Below are 19,149 nucleotides of genomic sequence, written 5' to 3' on the forward strand. Positions count from 1 at the left end.
ATACGAAATGCACATCTGCTTGTTTGATATTGATGGAACATTGATCGATACCGGTGGAGCCGGCCAACGCTCGATCTTGCATATGCTGGAAGAAGAGTTTCAGGTCTCCGCTCCCGTTGAAGGGATTCCCACCGCAGGGAGAACCGATCATGCCATCATGACGGATCTGTTCAAGTATTTTAATATTCCCAATACCAGCGAGAATCGAAAACGATTTGAAACAGGGTATCTGAATCTGCTTGCAGAAAAACTAAAAGAGAAACGAGGGCGCGTGCTGCCAGGAATCAAATCCATTCTGGAAGCGCTCTCCCAACACGCGCATGTCGACCTGGGTCTGCTGACTGGCAATTTTGAACATGGAGCTCGTCAAAAGCTGGAACACTACGATCTGGACCACTTTTTTGAGTTTGGTGCCTATGGTGATCATCATTCAGACCGAAACGACGTCGCTCATGTAGCATTGAACCAGATTCAAGAACGTCATGCTCCAGAATTACTCGAAGCTGCTTCGATTTGGGTCATCGGAGATACTCCCAGCGATATTCACTGTGCTCGCGCAATTGGGGCTAATGTCATCGCTGTCGCCACGGGCGTTTATTCACTGGAGGAACTCAGAGATTGCGAGCCTGACTACCTGTTTGCACATCTTGAAGAGATCGAACCCGTTCTTTCGCTCTTCCCTCCACCAGAAAACAAAAACTAAAACAACGTTTTCTGTTCCTGGATCGGTGCAATACATTCAGGAGAATCATGGGCCACTTTATTCACATAGGAACTGACTGGAAACGCCTCCATTTCCTCTGCTGGAAAAGTCTGCAGCAAACTCTCCAACTGCGGAATGGGCGTGCGTTCTGAACCCAGCCAACGATTAAATTGATTTGGCTCCAGAATCACGGGCATGCGGGGATGAATTGATTCTAACAATGTATTCGCCGCAGTCGTTAACACAGAGCAGGTCCCTAATTCAGTACCATCGGGCCCCTGCCATTGCTCCCATAATCCAGCCATCGCAAACAAAGGCGACTCTTTCAAACGTACACACATCGCCTGTTTCGAACGATTTCCCGCACTCTTCCATTCGTAAAAGCCATTCGCGGGAATGAGACATCTGCGATAGCGAAACGCGCCTTTGAAACTCGGTTTTGTTGCAGCGGTTTCCGAACGCGCATTGATCATCGCCTGTCCTGAGGCGGGATCTTTTGACCAGCCGGGGATCAAACCCCACTGAAAATGGTTTACTTGAAAACCATTCCGGCTGTTGGTGATTGCTAAAACCGGCTGTGAAGGAGCAATATTAAAACGAGGAGAGATCCGTGGAAATCGTACCATCTGGAATAATTTCATGATCTCTTCATCAGGCGAAAATAAGAAAAATCGTGCACACATAATCTCAATTTGCCTTCTTTTGTTTTCTGTAAACTCTATGATATTCATTGAAATCAATTCAATACAGTTTAATTGATTTCAGGCTGAATCACCATCCCGCGGTCATCAGACACAAATCTCACGTTTGAACTTTTACAGGAATGAATGGAATGCCCCCCTTGCGAAATATTGGAAAGACGGAGATTCAAATTACCCCCATCGCGATGGGGTGCTGGCCGATTTCCGGAGTCACAAGCGTTGATGTCACCGAACAGGCAAGTCTGGCGACGTTAAATGCGGCCCTTGATTCCGGCATCAATTTTTTTGATACCGCTTATTGCTACGGCTATGATGGAGAAAGTGAGCAATTGATAGCAAAAGCACTAGGAGATAAACGAGACCAGATTGTAATCGCTACTAAAGGTGGCATCCATTGGGCTGACAGAAAGCAAATACGAGATGCATCACCAGCACGAATCAAACAGGAATGTGATGAAAGTCTGAAGCGACTGCAGACAGACCGAGTGGAACTTTACTACTTACATGGTCCCGATCCTGAAATTCCAGTAAGTGAATCAGCGGGTGCGTTCAAAGAATTACTGGAGGCCGGAAAAATTCTGTCTGTTGGGGTTTCAAATTTTACGCTGGAACAGCTTCAGGAATTTGCTGCTGTCTGTCCGATCTCTGCCTATCAACCGCGCTACAACATGTTACAGCGCGATATTGAACAAGACCGTTTGCCCTGGTGCATCGAGAACGATGTTTCTGTCATGGTTTATTGGCCTCTCATGAAAGGACTACTCGCTGGCAAACTCCCACGCGATTATCAGTTCGCTCCCGAAGATGGCAGACGAAAATATCCTATGTTTCATGGAGAAGAATGGGAAAAGAATCAGGACTTTCTCGACCAATTGAAAATATTAGCAGAAGAGTATCAACGCACAATCGCTCAAATTGTAATCAGTTGGACGATTCAGCAGACGGGCATCACGTGTGCGTTATGTGGCGCAAAGCGACCTGAGCAAATCGAAGAAAATGCACAAGCAATGAATTTTGAGCTAACATCTTCACAACTCGAATCAATTGACCACCTCATTCAACAACGTGGCACGATTCATTCCTGAGACGAATCGTGCGTTCGCTGGGTTACGGTAGTGTCAAACCTTCTCGAATCGAATACCGGGCCAATTCAACTCGATCATGTATTCCCAGTTTATGCATGATACGATATTTGTGACTATCAATGGATTTCTCAGAGAGATGCATGGAGCGAGCGACTTCTTTGACACTCTTCCCTCGCGCCAAATGTCTGAGTACTTCGATTTGACGGGATGTCAGAGATGTAAGCATGCTCTCTGATTGAATTGAGTAGCAATTCTTTTTGTGATCAAAGATCAGCCGTTCCTGTACGGGCTGCGAAAAGCAATATTCGCCGCGAGCAGCTTTCTTGATTGCATGAATCAAAGACTCAATTGGTTCACCTTTTAATAGATAGCCTACCGCGTTGACCCTTAAAGCCAAGTCAATGAAAATATCAGAAAGATAGCCTGTGAGGAAAATCATTTTTGTGTTTTTTAATCTTGTCGAAATTTCTTCGGCAATATCAAAAGAGCCACGACCTGGTAACTCAACATCCAAGATGACAACATCTGGCTGAGTTTCCAGAACCAGAGCTAGTCCCTCATCAGCATTCGCTGCCGATCCTACGACTTCAATTCCTGAGTCGTTCTGAAAGCGTGAAACCAACGAATCTACAAGCATTAAATGGTCATCTACCAAAACAACACGTATTAGGTCAGTCGAAGTAAGCATTATGGCCCCCGATAAAAATTGTGAAGAGAATTTATAGACATCAATTAACTAATGGTTCAATCTACATTCCGCTTTTATTGTTTCTGAGTTCCTTCTAATAGAGTGTTACATTTCGTAGAGAGTTCACGAATTTGACTTGCTGCCGATTCCACTAAAGGATCTAGATCTTTTAATACACTAACCAGTTCCGCTTTGATTTCTGCTGAGGGTAATACCCCCAGGTAATCATGCTGACACCGCAATACTGTCAAAAAATTATTTAACTGATGACAAGTTTTTCTAACCTCTTGTGCAAACTCAAAATCATCCGCTTGATGTGTTTGCGTCATAGGTTTTCAACTCATTTTTTTTGATAAGGTGAAACTACTAATTATATCAGCATGAATTACTATCAAACTGAACGTAATCCTCTGACTTCACGATGAGAAATGTTGAATCGTTCAGCATGAAAGGGCTAATGTGTTTTCGGATCGATCAAAAGCAGAGGTGCAAAGCTGTAAAAATGAATCATTACCTATAACTCACGTATACCAATAGTAAACCATCTGGAATCAATTACTCAACAGCAAGTTCTGATTATTGTCAAATTCGATTTTCTCTAACACTATAGCGCCATTGGTTCAAAAGAGTAATTAAAATGAAAACGCTTATCTCGATATTCAGAGCTGTTTATCTCATTTAAAATACTCTCAACAAAGAAACAGATAACTCTTTGATTCCACTACAAAATGGAGGTTTATCACGCATTCCTTTCGGCTGACAGTCATTCACTTCTCCTTAATAGTTATTGTCATGTCGGAGGCATTTCTTACTATCCCTGAAGAGTAATACCTCCACTACATTCCTCAAATTCGGAATACATGGCAATCTTCCAGCAAGGGAGCAATTTTTCTTAGCAGTATCGTGTTGATATTTTGTCACATCCAATTTTTCGTGATCTATGTTCTAAATGCACAACAATTTGAAAACGCATATTCGGCTTTTCAAAAAAGGTGTTGATTTCAGTCATCAACATCAGAATTCAAAAAGTAACATAATTTTCTCGAATTACCCGACAAGAATCGATTTATAGAACTTGAACGATTCTCAGGAAACAGGAACGCGATAATGACATCAACTGCTACAGGTAAATCGGAACTGACAGCTGAGTTTGTGAACCCGATCATCAGCTCAACAGTATCTGTTTTTGAAATGATGCTGGAATGCACACCAAAGCGGACAGGATTGAGTTTAAAAGCAGATCACATCCCTCAACACGAGCTAAGCGCAGTGATTGGAATTTCGGGAAAAGCAGCCGGAACTCTCGTTCTGAGTTTATCTAAAAGTGTTGGCATTGGAGTATTAGATCGACTCGTTGGAATTTCAACAGACGAAATTAACGATGAGGTCTGCGATGCAGTTTGCGAATTAGCGAACATGATTGCAGGGTCAGCAAAAGCTCAACTTGAGCATCTGGAAGCATCAATCAGTATCCCCAATATTATCACCGGAATTGGACACACGGTACATTACCCTTCTAATGTAATCCCCATTTGTATTGCATTCGATTCCGAGATTGGAACATTCACTATTGAAGCAGGGTTTTCAGATAAATAAAACGCTGATTCCACACTAACTTGTTTTGAAAGACTAACCGACTTAAAAAATAAAGGCCATTCCAATGAAAGTTTTACTTGTTGATGACTCTGGAACAATGAGAACGATTCAAAAGCGTTGCTTGTTGAAATTGAACATTGAAGATGTGACAGAAGCAGAAGATGGAGTTCAAGCATTAGAATGCTTTGAAGCTTCCACATTCGATATCGTACTCAGCGACTGGAACATGCCAAATATGGATGGACTTCAACTTCTGAAAGAAATCCGCCAGCGTAATAAAGACATTCCTGTGATCATGATTACAACCGAAGCAGAACGTGCACGCGTTGTCACCGCGATTCAGGCTGGTGTCTCTGACTATCTTGTCAAACCGTTTACACCAGACAGTTTGAAAAGCAAGTTGGAACGTTGGGTTACATCAAACGCATAATGTCATTCAGGGATGCAGTGATTGATCAGAAGTAGCATCACTTCTAATCTGCTCTCAGAAATCCAGAGCCAGCTAGAATGATTCTTGTTCTGAAAACGACCACATTTTTCATTGAATTGCATTGCCAAAAAGGTTTTAGATAATGATTTCTCCTGAAAAAATTTGGTCTTCAGATCAATTACCGACACTACCTGCGGTCGCTGTAAAATTATTGGAACTTTCGAAAGATTCTGATACCGATATCAAAGATGTGATTGAGACAATCAAAGCGGATCCTGCAATCACTGCAAAAATTTTGAAAGCCAGTAATTCTTCATTTTTTAGCTTAAGATCTGAGTGCAAAGGTATTGAGCGCGCAGTTCCTCTCTTGGGAACAATGGTCGTCACCTCGCTCGCATTGAGCTTTTCTCTCTCTGAATCCGCGATCACTGAAGGTCCGCTCAAACCGCGGTTCGATTCCTACTGGAAGCAGTCTATTATCCAATCGGCGGCAGCAGAATTATTAGCTGCGAAACTGGGAAATGAATTGCAACATGATAGTTTCCTGATCGGTTTGCTCCAGGACATCGGCCATCTCGCCATGTTGAGATCCATTCCTGATGAGCTTGTAAATGTATTGGAACAGGCCGAAGAACAACAAAGAGACACCGCAGAACTTGAAACAGAGATCCTGGGCATCAATCATGCTGAAGTCGGCGTAAAAATGATGGAACGTTGGCAGATGTCAGAACAGTTCAAAACTGCCATTCAACATCACCATGATACTTTTGAAGAACTGCAGGAGCTCAAATCGCATCCTGAATTTAATGCGATCATTACCATCGCCACCTCAGCTGCCATCGGCGACTATTTCTGTTCTCCCAACAGTGGACTCGCCTTGCAGCGTCTTCAAGATCTTACTACTGAATTCTTTGAGATGCCCCACAATGATCTGCACGGTTTCCTTGAAAGTGTCCAGGCACGTTTTGAAGAAGCCGCTCAAGTGTTCCAGGTCAATATGGACGATATCGGATCACCCTACGAAATTATGGCTACCGCTAACGAACAATTAGTCCGATTGACTATGAAGGCTCAGGTTGATTCTACCCAGGCCTCTGCGCGTCAGGCAGTTATCGAAGAACAAAAAGTACAACTGGAAACAGAAAATAAGCAGTTACAGAGTAAAGCAGTCCATGATCCGCTGACAAAAGTATATAATCGAAGCTTTTTCAATGAAGCTTTCGAAAAGGAAATTTATAATTGTGCACGTACTGCAACTCCAATCGGAATTGTCTTTGCGGACATCGATCATTTTAAACAATTAAATGACACATATGGCCACCAGTTTGGTGACCTGGTATTGCAGCGCGTTGCTAAAATTGCCAATGAGTCAACACGCCGTTCTGATGTCTTTTGCCGTTATGGTGGTGAAGAATTTGTGGTGATGGTCAGTAGTCCTACTGAAACTGGTATTCAGGAATTGGCAGAGAGACTGCGTGCTCTCATCGAAAACGAGGTGATCGAATTTGAAGGAAAACGAGTACCGGTCACTGCCAGTTTGGGTGCCGTTGTCGGAATCCCGAGCCGTAACACAGCAGGCTTGGAAGAACGACTGATCGCCGAAGCAGACGAAGCAATGTACGAATCCAAAGCCAATGGAAGAAACCAGGTACATATCCGTTCTATCATCCGAAAAGCAGATCGGGAACTTCAGCAATTGGTCAAGCGTTCCCGGTTTAGTCGCTGGCTGGTCACTAAGAAAATTTTCGATATTCCCACAATTTCCAAAGCGCTCCTGAAATGCCCTAAACAAGGACCGCTCGTTAAGCTTGGTGAACTTGCTATTGCAGAAAAGTTACTAACGGCTGAAGAAGTAGCCCAAATTCTTGAGACACAAAAAGAAAATGGCCAACGATTTGGTGAAATTACAATTCAGCAAAAATTACTGACTCAAGAGCAGGTTGCTTATCTCCTTGCTTTACAGATCGAACCACCAATCGCTCTGGGGAAAACCTTAATCACACTGGAGCTTCTGGAGAGTACTCATACTGCCGAATTGGTTAAACAGTATCTCGCAGAGACGAAGGACAGCTCGGCCCCGTTAGAAGAACGTCGCCAGGAACCTGTAAAATCATAAACACAATCTAAAATCACGCTGATCTGGAGATTGTACACTGTCACTGATCATGCCATAATCCACGATTTTATAAAACAACTACGAATAAGGCTCAGTCTTATTCACACAATATAAACCGGAAACGGATTCCGGATTTTAAACTGATAACAATAATCCCCTTAAAATACGGAGGGCGATTGAGATGAACTTAATCGCTGGTAAACACGCGCAACTGGAAGCAACCTACTTAGCATCAACAACAGAAGCGCCTCACGACGATCATCATGCAACTGCTGAACCACCTGCTTTTTACAGCGTGATTCCCTTTGCTGCTCTGCTGTTATGTATTGCCTTTCTACCATTAATTCATAAGACAGAAGAATGGTGGGAGCATAATAAAAACCGCTTGCTGGTTGCCGTCAGCCTGGGGTTAGTTACCTTACTCTACTATACCTTCCTATACGGTCATGGAGTGGTTGACCACGGGACACACGAATTATCAGAGCCTGGTATTCCAGCAGCCATCGTGGTTCTTAAAAATGCCCTACTCGTCGAATACGTCCCGTTTATTGCACTATTGTTTAGTCTGTATGTGATCAGTGGAGGTATTGCCTTTAATGGTCATCTTGTAGGCCGCCCTGCCTTGAATACAGGTATCATTGCTATCGGCGGCGCCATTGCCAGTTTTATTGGAACCACGGGCGCTGCCATGTTACTCATCCGCCCACTGTTAAAAGCGAATGAAAAACGCGATTACGTTGCGCATACAGTCATCTTCTTTATTTTTGTCGTTTGTAATACGGGCGGTTGCTTGCTACCCATTGGCGACCCGCCATTATTCCTGGGTTTTCTCAGAGGAGTGCCTTTTACCTGGACGCTTTCACTCTGGCCTATGTGGCTAGCGATGAACCTTGCTCTACTGGTGATTTATTTTCTGTTCGATACAGTCCGCTACAAAAAAGAGAATAAGGAAAAAGTCGAAGCAGTACCTGAGACAGTTGAACCATTTTCGCTGAGAGGAAGTATTAACTTCCTCTGGTTGCTCCTGGTGATCTTCTGTGTCGCGCTGTTTGATCCCTCCAAGCCTGTCCCCGGCACAGAGTGGCACGCTCCGCATTTCTTTCGCGAAGTCTGCATGTTTGTGCTTGCAGGAGTTTCACTCGTAACGACTTCAAAAAGTATACGCGAACAAAACTCCTTCAATTACGATGCGATTTTGGAAGTCGCAGCCCTGTTTGTCGGCATCTTTATTTGTATGCAGGCTCCGGTGCAAATTCTGAATGTCAATGGTGCTTCATTAGGAATTGATTCTCCCTGGAAATTTTATTGGGCGACTGGTATTCTCTCCAGCTTTCTCGATAATGCCCCCACTTATGTCGTCTTCTTTGAAACGGCGAAAGCCGCTGGCACAAACGGAGCAGCTGTCGCGGGAGTCAATGAAGTCTCACTGGTTGCCATCAGTTTGGGAGCGGTGTTTATGGGAGCGATGACTTATATCGGCAATGGGCCCAACTTCATGGTCAAAGCCATTGCCGAAAAGAATAACATTCGCATGCCCAGCTTTTTTGGATTTATGGCCTATAGCTGTGCGGTTTTGCTGCCACTCTCAGTGGTATTGACCTTCGTATTCTTACTCTGATCTCACTGGTCAGAAAGCAAACGCCCAAAGTCGCACTGTTGCCGTGTGCAAGAGGTCAGCTCTAATAAAAAACAGCCTGAAGTGCATCGACTTCAGGCTGTGATCGTTTTCTTAAAGTATCTGTAGCTTGGTCCTCATCAGAATCATTTTTTCTTCTTTTGAGCGACTACTTTTTTCAAAACATACTTGCGAGCGACCGGCTGATTGGCCTTGAAGATTTTATCCTCTAATGCCCGGCTGGCAGCCTCGCTTTCTTGAATCGTTTTTTCCTGACTTTTAAGCTGCATTTCCAGTTTTTTCAGTCGAGCTGATTTCTGCTCATCCTTCTTACCGGTCTGAGTATCCAGTTCTCGCTTGATACGTGCATACGCCTGAAACGCGCGCCAACTGTTGCGTTTGTTCTTAACAGGGCCATCGTTTCGTTCTTTATTCAACAACGCCACTTCCATTGCCTGTTGGTACTGCGGAGTTTTCGAGTTACTTTGCAACTCGATATGACGTGCTAATGCGATGTTCGAGTACTGCCCCACTACTTGACCATCAATCGAAAGCTCATAACGGCCCGCAGGGAGATTATGAATCGATAATGATTCCTGGCTCATCCGATGGCCGAGCTTCGTTAACTCGGCCCCCAGTTGCGCCTCTGCTGGAACAACCCAGGGCAGGCTCTTCGACAGCCAGGTGAAGGCGACACCATCTTTGTTAAACTTCAGATCGGTGAGTTTGCCACCTCTGGCAGTGGCTGTTGGCTCACCATTGGCTTTTTTACTGATGTTAATTCGAGACACTTGTCGTTGTACGTTCATGTCTGACAGCAGAGCATAAGCCATCACAACCTGCCCTGGTGGATCAGGATGCACTGAGTCTTTTATGATTGTAAAAGTGGGGTCCTTCTGGCGCGCTATCAGCGTGATGTTATTCAGCGGGCTATACATGTCAACAAAACCAAAGCCCGATTCGGCTGCCACCTCTCGCAACCAGGTACCATAGTAGGCTAATACTGAGTTATATAATTCGACACTTGCCGGATTCCGCTTTCTTTTCCCCAGTCGCGCGGCCCGTGCATCAAACATGGTTGGAGTCATCAAAATCGGTCTCGCACCAATCGATTCGATTTTTGTGATCAGCTCCTTCATATCTTTGTAATAGGTCTGGAAAATGGCCTCATTGAAGGGTTGATACTGACCGTCATTCATTCCCAGTAAAATAGTCACATACTTTGGTTTGTAGGCAGCAACATCACGATCGAACCGAGCTAGCGCATCCCAGGCTTTGGCTCCTCCCACTCCGGCGTTATGAAACTTCAAACGCATCTGGGGATATCGTGTATAGAAAAAGTCTTCCACATACTGGGTATAGAGACATTGATGTGTGATACTGTCTCCCAGAAAGACAATGGAATCTCCAGACTTCAGATCTAACTTTGCAAGCGGGGTCTTGTGTGTTTGTTGTTGTGCTTCCTGTGCCTGTGCCACATTGAATGCTTGTGAAAGCAAAATCAATGCCATCACACAGATCAGTTTTTTTCTGATCAGAGAATAACTCATGGTGTTTCCCTTCGTTCGAATATAGAAAAAAATTGTCTGCCACAATCAGCAACAGACAGAGGAACTCAAATCGAGTTTCTCTACTGTCCACTGCAGGTTACGATTTTGCAAGTGAAAGCTCTCTGTAGAGTCCTAATTTAGACTGATTTGGGAACCAGCAAACGGACAATAGAAAAACTCATTGACGGATTTGCATGCCAGGTGGCTGAAATAGAGGTGTGGGATCGGCCTCCGGTAACTGCAGACGATCCGCAGTTTTATTATCAAGAAACACAGCGGCAGCCTGATCCGCAAACACCAGACGCCATCCAGGATTCGCGCCCATGCCTCGAATTTCGTTTCGTGAATAACGACTATCCAGAATGACGATGGGAAGTTGTCCTTTTTCATCCATCAGTAAATACGCCCAGTCAGCCTTTCCCGCAGACATCAGTTGCTTGATTTCTTCATACAATTGAAAGGTCTCTTTGGTATTCACTTCCAGACGTCCATCGAAAAAGACTTTCTTCTCCGGACCATTATGAAAAATATAGACGGCCGCTTGTCCCATATTCGAAATAAAAGCACGATGGGGCATCCCAGGTTGTCCTGCAAATTTTGAAGCGGCATGCGCATACCATGCTGCCTGCTCACCTAAACCCAGAACTCTCCCCTCACCTGCCCAACGATTCCAGTAACCCAAACATAAACTTCCGATCAGGAAGAGAAACATGCAGGCTGATACGATCTGCCAACGCGCTTTGCCTGGGGAAAGCCCCCCCTTATTTGCAGCAGCATGACTGGCAGTTTCGGACTTCGTCACAGAAGATTGAGCAATTGACAAACGGATCCAATCAGAGATGTTGTCGGCTAGAATAATACCGGAAATAAATGAAAACACACCTGTATTTCGCGACGCCTTCCATGCCAGATGTGTAAACGCGATGAATAACAGAATGCGGAAGAGATTCACTCGCTTTTTTACCAACAACGGAAAAAAACTGGCCAATGTCAACACAGCTAAAACGACTTGTGAAATCAGATACAGATTTCGCAAACCATTTTTCCTGATGAAATCGAACGGTGGCTGAAATTCCCCAATGCGAATGGAATAAAATGCCTGATCGGTGGAAAACTTTTCATACAGCGTTAAGGGAAATAAAACCCCCTGTTCCAGATAGGGATTCAGGAAACAGGCGAGAATCGTAAATACACCAACTCTGATAAAAGTCTTACCTGAAATCGCAGTACTCGGCAGATCCAACCCCCAACGCCCCTGCGCCCAAGTACGAACCAAATGATCGAAGACAAACAAGACGCTAATTACCAATCCCAATACAAAGAGCGCGTGACTGTTGACCCAGAATAAAGTGATCAGGGGTATCAGCCAGATTAGTTTCGGTTGAGCAGCAGCGCGACTGAGGACATACATCCAAAAGGAGAGATAGACTAACGACAACATCTCCGGACGAACCAGCGAGCGGCCGGAAATACAAATCACAGGTAAGATCCACAGCAGGGATTTCAACCAGGAGGGAACGAATCTACCTGAAGCGAACCAGGCGATACCAATCGTCAAAGCTAAACAGAAGGCCTTAGTCAAAATTAATAAATCAACGCCTCCCCAGCGATAGAGCCAGGTCACTAAAAGCTGAAAACCCCAATGCAGATCAATCCAGGGTCGATCAAAATCAACAAAAGTAAACCAATCATAATACGGGACTGTTCCACGCTCTAAAATCAATTCACCGGTCCGCAAATGCCACCAGATGTCCATATTTCTCAGTGGGAAACAGGAAACCAAAAAAGACCACAGAACTAAAACGGTTAAAAAAAAGATTTCGGAAGTTGAAATGCGCTTGCTACCCAAGTCGGACGTATCTGAGACTGACTGAGTAGAACTCGCAGCGAACTGCGTCTTTACTTCCTTCTGTGAAGTAGAGGCCCCTCTGTTAGATTTTTTATCAGACCTCCTGGCCTTGCGGGACATGTCACTAACACCTCTGGTCTAATGTCTTCTATCAACAGCAGTACGTCTACATATTTCGCCAGCCTGTCTCCAGGAGCCAATGGTTGAGACGAGTATAATAGGTAGAAGCCACTCCAGTAAAGGTGGACGCGTTCTAGATGGGAACACCTTCCCGGAGTGAATCAGGCGACCAGTCGAACTGATACTCTGTCCCTTTTTGCAGTCGTGTTAAGAAGATAATCTGATGCGTGTGCCCAACGAAATGAGGAACTGTGTGTGAAATCGCCCCCATCACCGTCACAGAAAATCCCTGAATGATGCGACGCTCCAGCAAAGCAGTAGAAGAGAGAGACTGCATGGCCTCACAAGTCTGGGCTACAGTTTGATCCAGCTTCGCACTGATCTCCTCCAGCGAGAGTTTGGCATCCGCACTGAATTCCTGCTCGCGCTGACGCTCATCTTTTGACTTGGTGATTCCACATACGGCCCATTGATTTAAGTTTCCACATAAGTGAAGCATCAAATTGCCAATACTGTTGAGTTCCGGCTCAGGACGCCACCAGAGCTGATCGAAATTAAGCTGGTCCAAACAATGATGAATTTTGTGGAGTGACTGTTCAAGTAAATGAATTGATTCTTGAACGAATTCACGAGCAATCTCATCTGCAGAAGGTGGCATGTTTCTGCTTTCTTATCTGAGCTAAGTCAGGCGCGGCCCCAATCCATTCGCCAGATGATTAATAATTCCAGCCACGGCTCCCAGATATTTGTTGCCTTTGGAACGCTCAATTTCGCAAGAATTCGATGAAGGTTTCAATGCCCGATTTTTGGCTTTCTTAATCAACGTGTTGAATGCATCTTTTTGAAGATCAAACAATCTGGATGTCACAAAGATATTTGTAGGGTTAAAGATGTTAATTGCCGCGGCGACACCAATCGCCAGAAAATCAATCGTCCGATTCAGTTCTTCGGTGATATCGAGTTCTCCCTGCTTCGCCAGTTTTAAAATCGTATCAAAATCAAGATCCTTACCAACTCGTTTTGAAACATAATACGTCAAAGCCAAATCGGTTGCGACAGTCTCCAGGCAACCCACATTTCCACAACCACAGAGGCGCCCACCCACAGGTTCGACTGTGATATGCGCAATTTCACCTGCCAGACCCTGTTGACCTGCCAGTAACTGTCCTCCAGTGAAGACACCCATCCCGAAACCGGAGGTCACATCCAGGTTGATAAAATCTTCCACATCCTGACCTGAGCCGTATGTTTTTTCGGAAAGACTTAGAGACGTCGATTTCTGAACGAGAACACATTCCATTTTAGTACGACTGGCGATATCAGCAGCAGGCGCCTGCCCGTCCACAATGTGCAGGTTTGATGCCAGAAAGATCCGACCATCATTACTGTTGACCAGACCAGGAACAGTGATTCCCACTCCCAAAGCTGGGATCTCTTGCTTTTCGACCAGATTGAGGATTTTGTTCGAAATCGTTTCGATCAATTCCTCATAAGTTTTCGGGGTCTTGAAACGATCTAGTTTCTCCTCATGCAAATGGCCGTCCAAGCCGGAAGCAACCACCGAACAGTAATCCCACTCCAACACTACACCAATGACCTGGGCACTAAAACGAGGAAGCTGCAGTAGTTTTCCAGGACGACCAACAGAAAACTCTGCCGTCTCCCGTTCCTCCAGTAGGCCGGCATCAAGAAGTGCGCTGACGGCTTTAGAAACCGTGGGAGCACTGATTCCAGAACATCGCATTACATCGGCACGTGTTAATGTTCCCTGACTTTGGATAACTTCCAAAACCTTACGAACATTCATTTTTCTCAATAGGCTTGGTCTGTGTGGGGATTGCATGGTCGCTCTACGTATTTGAAAGAAAGGAAATGAACAACGGCAGATCGCTATATAAGTCCAAAAAGCAATGGAACTTCATCTCGAAAGCGAATTCAGGCCCGTACCAGTCTGTCATTGTTATTTCATATAATACGCATTTTTCGTGTAATTACAAACGCTCTGGCAGTCTATGGTATTCATTTTTTCATCTTTGATAAAATTACCTATGTGTCTCATATATGAAACTCGAAGGGAAAATATGCCTATGCTCCCAATGAATAGACCCGGTTGACCAAATAGAAGACAACTCGGGCCTGCTTGAGTTGGCAACTACCTTAATTGATCAACCGGGTATATGTCGCACAAATTAAAACTTTAGAGGATAACTACTTAAGACGAAAATAATTAAAAAAACAATGTATCTTGAATTGAGTTCCTTTTAACTATAGGTCACACCTAGAGAACATGCGTGGAGGTATATAATTCAAAATCGAGTCATTTTAAACCGGAAACTCGGGTTCCTAAACTTGGCTTCTCTATGGCAAATTCAGATTGAATATGAATTATCACTATGAAACGGATTTTCTGTCGCAGATCAACTAAAACTTAGAAAAACCGAGCCCCCTTAATACGAATCAGACTCCAGATGAGGGAGGTGATATTAGATATTAATGGGTGCAAAGCAAAAGATGAAGTAGAACAGAACAGTGAACAGTTTATGAAGTTTATAATGATTAGGACTCATCAGAACCTGCTGTAGTTGCTCGAAAGTCGATACCTGACAGATTTTAAGACACATTTTTTTAAAACGACAATCAGTGATAAAGCCCACTTGATTCTGTCAGTTGACTATGAAATCAAACTGGTAACATCATGTAAAAAAACCTCGAAACTCCCGTCCCGAGGTTTTTACCTGTTTTAATTGTTAGAGCTTCAAAATTAGGAACTCGCAGCTGATGCTTCGTTGTAAACATGGAGATCGCGTGTTGGATAAGGAATATTAAATCCACGTTCGTCAAAGCCCAGTTTGATTGCCTCAATCAAATCCCAGCGGGTATCCCAGTAGTCCGCATTCTTAACCCAGGGACGCACCACAAAATTGACGCTGCTGTCCCCTAATTCATTCACGGCAACAACGGGTTCCGGATCAGATAAAATACGACCTTCATTACGAATGACTTCCTCTAAAAATGATTTCACCGCTCTCAAGTCATCGTCATATCCACAACCAATGACCAGATCAATGCGTCGGGTTTCCTTTTTAGAATAGTTCTTGATGATACCCTTAGTAATTTCGGCATTCGGAACCACAATCGCAATATTATCAACAGTCCGCAAATGCGTCGAAAAAATTTGAATTTCTTCCACAACCCCAGAAGTGCCACCCGCTTCGATGAAATCGCCAAATTTAAATGGTTTGAAGAGAATCAACATCACCCCGGAGGCAAAGCTACCTAGCGTTCCCTGCAATGCCATCCCCACAGCAAAGCCTGCTGCAGCAAGTATCGCCGCCAATGACGTCGTGTTGATACCTAACTGAGAAAGTGCTGCCAGAATCACCACAACGAGCAAAATGGCATTAATGATATTCGACAGAAATCGTGCTAACGTTTCGTCCACTTTTGCCTGCCGCATCAACCGACTGCAAAAACGGGTCAACAGACCGGCGATCCATTTCCCCACGAAAAAGATCAGCAATGCCACAAAAATATTGAGAGCTAGATTTAAACCTTGGGTAGTCAGAAATTCGTTAACTTGTTTCCAGACATTATTTACTCTCGTCATGGTATCTACTGGAGCAATAACGTCCTTCTCTTGTGCAAATAATATTGACCACATTGATTGGTCCCCTTCATAGAACTCGAAAATGAGAAAATGGAAATAGTAAAATGCTGATTTCGATCACTTCGTAGATGTTCTGGTACTCGAATGGCACGATTCTAAAGAATTCCCTGTGTAAGACCAACTTTGAAATTCATTATTTTCCAAGGCTGATTCACACTGACAGTATGGGAAGGAAATGCCATAATAGCTCCACATCGTAATCTCGACAAATTACAATGAACGTCTTCTACCCAAAAAACTACTCGATTTGATCCTTTGTTTCATTCTTAATTGCAGGAAGCAATCACAATGCCAATTCGTCTTCGCATCATACTGAATATCAGCATTATTGCTATGTGGTTCACATCTCTCACTAGCATCTCGCTGTTTGCAGACGAGAAGAAAAAACAGACAAACGGTTCCCAGAAAGTGCTCGTCACGGTTAATGGCCATGCGATTACTCAGGCCGATCTGGATTTTGCTTATCTTTCCCGAGGCATCTCCGGTGGCACTCGATCTGCAAAAAAACAAGTTTTAGAAAGTCTGGTCGATCAACGTTTGATTCAAGACTTTCTCGCTCAACAAAAAATCACGGTCCCACCAAAGCAGCTTGATGAAAGTGTTTTAAAGGTACAAAAATTGATCCGTAAAAAAGGGGATAATCCCGAACAGGTTCTCACCAAGATGGGGTTCACACCTGAAAAACTGCGCACCGCGATTGCCCTTCCTCTGTCATGGAATATTTACGCAAAACGTGAAATCACACCTGCCAAAATTCAGGAATACTTCGACCAACATCGGGCAGAACTGGATGGAACACGCGTTGAAGCCAGCCATATCCTGTTAAAGTTACCTCCAAATGCGAAGCCGGAAACGATCCAACAGGCCAAACAAAAACTGTCAGACGTTCGTGAACAAATCCTGGCTGAAAAAATCACGTTTGCGGAAGCAGCCGCTCAACACTCTGAGGCACCAAGTAAAAACGACGGTGGAAAATTGGTAACTTCTGCTTATCGTGGTAAAATGCCACTGGCTTTAACACAGCAGGTATTCGCATTGAAAGAAGGTGACGTAAGCGTTCCCTTCCAGAGCCCTTTCGGTGTTCACATCGTGACGCTTAATAAAAAACACCCTGGCCAATTCAGTCTGGAAGATGTACGAGGCGAAATATTCCAACTTCTCTCCCGAGCACTCTGGAACAAAACGATTCAGAAATTACGCAGTTCCGCCAAAATCGAATGGAACGCAAATTCCCCGGAATAGAGAACGTTTTCAAAACTAAACTCGTCAATCACCATTGAGGAATCAACTTGAATGTTGAATCAGAAACTGATTGAGTCGTTCACCATTGAAGGAAGTCAACCAGGAAAACATGTCCTGATTCTCGGAGGCATTCACGGTGACGAATATGAGCCAATGGCTGCAGCCAGACAACTGCGAACACAAATTTTACCTGAAAAACTCTCGGGCCTTGTGACACTGGTTCCGGTCGTCAACCAACCCGCCTATGAGCGCATCAATCGACGTGGCCCGGACGATCTCGACCTGGCAAGAACGTTTCCCGGTTCGCCCGAAGGATCGATCACTCAACAAATCGCTCACAAAGTCACTCAGTTGATTCAAGCCGCGGACTATATGATTGATCTGCATACAGGAGGCCTGTTTTCAAATTTAGCACCGTTTTCCGGGTACACGCTACACCCTGATCCGGCTATCCTGGAAACGCAGCGTCAGATGGCGCGCGCATTTAATCTGCCAGTCGTGTGGGGTACTTCAGCGCATCTGGATGGTCGCTCTCTGTCTGCTGCCCGCGATCATGCTGTTCCTGCCATCTACGCTGAGTGGGGAGGGGGCAGTGGCTGTAATCCTGAAGCAGTCGAAGGTTATGCCACAGGCTGCCTCTCTGTCTTGTCAGAGCTGGGAATGTTAGATATTTCTATTGAACAAAAACCTATTCTGTATCACATCGAAGATGACCGCGTAGAAAGTGGTCACCTGCAGCTTCAAAATCATGCACCGGTCGCAGGCTTCTTTGAACCTGGGGTGGAATTGATGGATCAAGTTCAAGTCGGCGATGTGCTGGGATCAATTTGTTCTGTCATGGGTGAGGAAGAAACAAGCGTCATTGCAAGTCAAACAGGAGTCATTCTCGGGCTTCGCACGCTGCCTTATGTCGAAAAAGACGAATGGCTGGCGGTTATTCTTGAGACGGAACAAGCGAGGACAAACTATGAATGAACGACCGGTTGCCATGATTACGGGTGCAGCAGGAGGAATCGGTGGAGAAACAGCGGTCTGCTTTGCCGAGCGAGGCTACGATTGTGTGTTACTGGCACTGCCCACAGATGAATTAGAACCGATCACCAATCGGATTCAGAAAACGGGAGGAGAGTTCCTATCTTGTCTCGGTGATCTATCGGATCTTGAATATGCACAGTCTGCTGTTGATCAGTGTATTAGTACCTGGGGCCGCATCGATGTGCTCGTTAATAATGCTGCCTGGCGCGAAATCACGACACTCAGAAACATTGAACTGGCCAGTTGGGAAAAAACATTGAGAGTCTGTCTGACTGCCCCTGCGTTCCTGGCAAAGTGGTGCGCCGCTCATATGGAACCGGCAGGACGGGGAGTCATCATTAACGTATCGAGCATTCAATCACAAATGGCAGCTGGCATCAGCCCTGCATATGTCGCCGCTAAAGGAGCCCTCGATTCTCTCACTTATGAACTCGCTACATTATATGGTCCCTCAGGTATTCGCGCACTCAGTGTCAATCCGGGAGCCATTGATACCGCGATGGGAAAAGACATTGCCACCAATGATCAACAAACAACAGGCGCTAAAATTCGCCAGGTCTCAGAAGATATGATCCCGTTAAGGCGCTGGGCACAACCTCGTGAAATAGCGCAAACCATTACCATGTTGGCCGGCGAAGATGCCAGCTATCTGACAGGAACTTCAATCACCGTCGATGGCGGCTGGAAACAGCAATGCTCGCCTTACTCAATCAAACACCTGCAATTCCCCCACGAATTCCCGGCAGAATAAT

The 19,149-nt window shown here is 44.8% G+C and carries 17 protein-coding genes; 9 read left to right on the forward strand and 8 right to left on the reverse strand.

Going from position 1 to position 19,149, the window contains the following annotated elements; genetic code table 11:
- The first annotated feature begins 7 nt into the window (after window positions 1-7).
- Window positions 8-703 (forward strand): HAD family hydrolase, encoded by a 696-nt coding sequence (locus tag V144x_RS25875; protein WP_144989709.1) that lies wholly within the window; start codon window positions 8-10, stop codon window positions 701-703.
- On the opposite strand, the gene V144x_RS25880 is transcribed toward V144x_RS25875, so the two are convergent.
- Complete coding sequence (locus tag V144x_RS25880; RefSeq protein ID WP_261343635.1) at window positions 700-1,434, reverse strand: SOS response-associated peptidase; 735 nt, start codon at window positions 1,432-1,434, stop codon at window positions 700-702. The genes V144x_RS25875 and V144x_RS25880 overlap by 4 nt on opposite strands.
- 101 nt (window positions 1,435-1,535) lie before the next feature.
- Between V144x_RS25880 and V144x_RS25885 the strand changes: the two genes are divergently transcribed.
- The gene (locus V144x_RS25885) at window positions 1,536-2,489 is read left to right on the forward strand and encodes an aldo/keto reductase (RefSeq protein ID WP_144989712.1); all 954 of its coding nucleotides are present in this window, start codon (window positions 1,536-1,538) and stop codon (window positions 2,487-2,489) included.
- A 22-nt stretch (window positions 2,490-2,511) separates the two neighbouring features.
- Here V144x_RS25885 and V144x_RS25890 read toward each other — a convergent pair whose 3' ends face one another.
- The gene (locus V144x_RS25890; RefSeq protein ID WP_144989714.1) at window positions 2,512-3,177 is read right to left on the reverse strand and encodes a response regulator transcription factor; all 666 of its coding nucleotides are present in this window, start codon (window positions 3,175-3,177) and stop codon (window positions 2,512-2,514) included.
- A gap of 74 nt (window positions 3,178-3,251) precedes the next feature.
- Complete coding sequence (locus V144x_RS25895; RefSeq protein ID WP_144989716.1) at window positions 3,252-3,506, reverse strand: hypothetical protein; 255 nt, start codon at window positions 3,504-3,506, stop codon at window positions 3,252-3,254.
- Between the two features lie 778 nt (window positions 3,507-4,284).
- On the opposite strand from V144x_RS25895, the gene V144x_RS25900 reads away from it, so the two are divergent.
- The 4 genes from V144x_RS25900 (at window position 4,285) to V144x_RS25915 (ending at window position 8,937) form a co-directional block, all read left to right on the forward strand.
- Complete coding sequence (locus V144x_RS25900) at window positions 4,285-4,773, forward strand: chemotaxis protein CheX (RefSeq protein WP_144989718.1); 489 nt, start codon at window positions 4,285-4,287, stop codon at window positions 4,771-4,773.
- Window positions 4,774-4,837: 64 nt separating this feature from the next.
- Window positions 4,838-5,203, forward strand: a complete 366-nt coding sequence (locus V144x_RS25905) for a response regulator (protein ID WP_144989720.1) — start codon at window positions 4,838-4,840, stop codon at window positions 5,201-5,203.
- Window positions 5,204-5,345: 142 nt separating this feature from the next.
- Window positions 5,346-7,319 carry a sensor domain-containing diguanylate cyclase gene (locus V144x_RS25910; protein ID WP_144989722.1) on the forward strand — a complete coding sequence of 658 codons (1,974 nt, stop codon included), beginning with the start codon at window positions 5,346-5,348 and terminating at the stop codon, window positions 7,317-7,319.
- A gap of 181 nt (window positions 7,320-7,500) precedes the next feature.
- Window positions 7,501-8,937: a sodium:proton antiporter gene (locus V144x_RS25915; protein WP_144989724.1), complete on the forward strand. Its 1,437-nt coding sequence runs from the start codon at window positions 7,501-7,503 to the stop codon at window positions 8,935-8,937.
- 143 nt (window positions 8,938-9,080) lie between these two features.
- Here V144x_RS25915 and V144x_RS25920 read toward each other — a convergent pair whose 3' ends face one another.
- From V144x_RS25920 to V144x_RS25940, 5 genes are all read right to left on the reverse strand, one after another.
- Window positions 9,081-10,484, reverse strand: coding sequence for an SGNH/GDSL hydrolase family protein (locus V144x_RS25920; protein ID WP_144989726.1), 1,404 nt, complete (start codon window positions 10,482-10,484; stop codon window positions 9,081-9,083).
- 178 nt (window positions 10,485-10,662) lie between these two features.
- Window positions 10,663-12,240 carry a hypothetical protein gene (locus V144x_RS25925; RefSeq protein ID WP_144989728.1) on the reverse strand — a complete coding sequence of 526 codons (1,578 nt, stop codon included), beginning with the start codon at window positions 12,238-12,240 and terminating at the stop codon, window positions 10,663-10,665.
- 346 nt (window positions 12,241-12,586) lie between these two features.
- The gene (locus V144x_RS25930; protein WP_144989730.1) at window positions 12,587-13,111 is read right to left on the reverse strand and encodes a DUF1572 family protein; all 525 of its coding nucleotides are present in this window, start codon (window positions 13,109-13,111) and stop codon (window positions 12,587-12,589) included.
- A gap of 21 nt (window positions 13,112-13,132) precedes the next feature.
- On the reverse strand, window positions 13,133-14,260 hold the full coding sequence (locus tag V144x_RS25935) for an ROK family transcriptional regulator (protein WP_197998643.1): 1,128 nt from the start codon (window positions 14,258-14,260) through the stop codon (window positions 13,133-13,135).
- 954 nt (window positions 14,261-15,214) lie between these two features.
- Window positions 15,215-16,114 carry a mechanosensitive ion channel family protein gene (locus V144x_RS25940; protein ID WP_144989734.1) on the reverse strand — a complete coding sequence of 300 codons (900 nt, stop codon included), beginning with the start codon at window positions 16,112-16,114 and terminating at the stop codon, window positions 15,215-15,217.
- 294 nt (window positions 16,115-16,408) lie between these two features.
- Here V144x_RS25940 and V144x_RS25945 point away from each other — a divergent pair, with 294 nt between their 5' ends.
- The 3 genes from V144x_RS25945 to V144x_RS25955 are packed head-to-tail and all read left to right on the forward strand — an operon-like array spanning window position 16,409 to window position 19,148.
- Window positions 16,409-17,362, forward strand: a complete 954-nt coding sequence (locus V144x_RS25945) for a peptidylprolyl isomerase (RefSeq protein WP_144989736.1) — start codon at window positions 16,409-16,411, stop codon at window positions 17,360-17,362.
- Window positions 17,363-17,413: 51 nt separating this feature from the next.
- The gene (locus V144x_RS25950) at window positions 17,414-18,337 is read left to right on the forward strand and encodes a succinylglutamate desuccinylase/aspartoacylase family protein (RefSeq protein ID WP_144989738.1); all 924 of its coding nucleotides are present in this window, start codon (window positions 17,414-17,416) and stop codon (window positions 18,335-18,337) included.
- Window positions 18,330-19,148 carry an SDR family NAD(P)-dependent oxidoreductase gene (locus V144x_RS25955; RefSeq protein WP_232102647.1) on the forward strand — a complete coding sequence of 273 codons (819 nt, stop codon included), beginning with the start codon at window positions 18,330-18,332 and terminating at the stop codon, window positions 19,146-19,148. The genes V144x_RS25950 and V144x_RS25955 overlap by 8 nt, the downstream gene beginning before the upstream one ends.
- The last annotated feature ends 1 nt before the right edge of the window (window position 19,149 follow it).

It is taken from the genome of Gimesia aquarii, from assembly GCF_007748195.1.
Classification (GTDB): Bacteria; Planctomycetota; Planctomycetia; order Planctomycetales; family Planctomycetaceae; genus Gimesia; species Gimesia aquarii.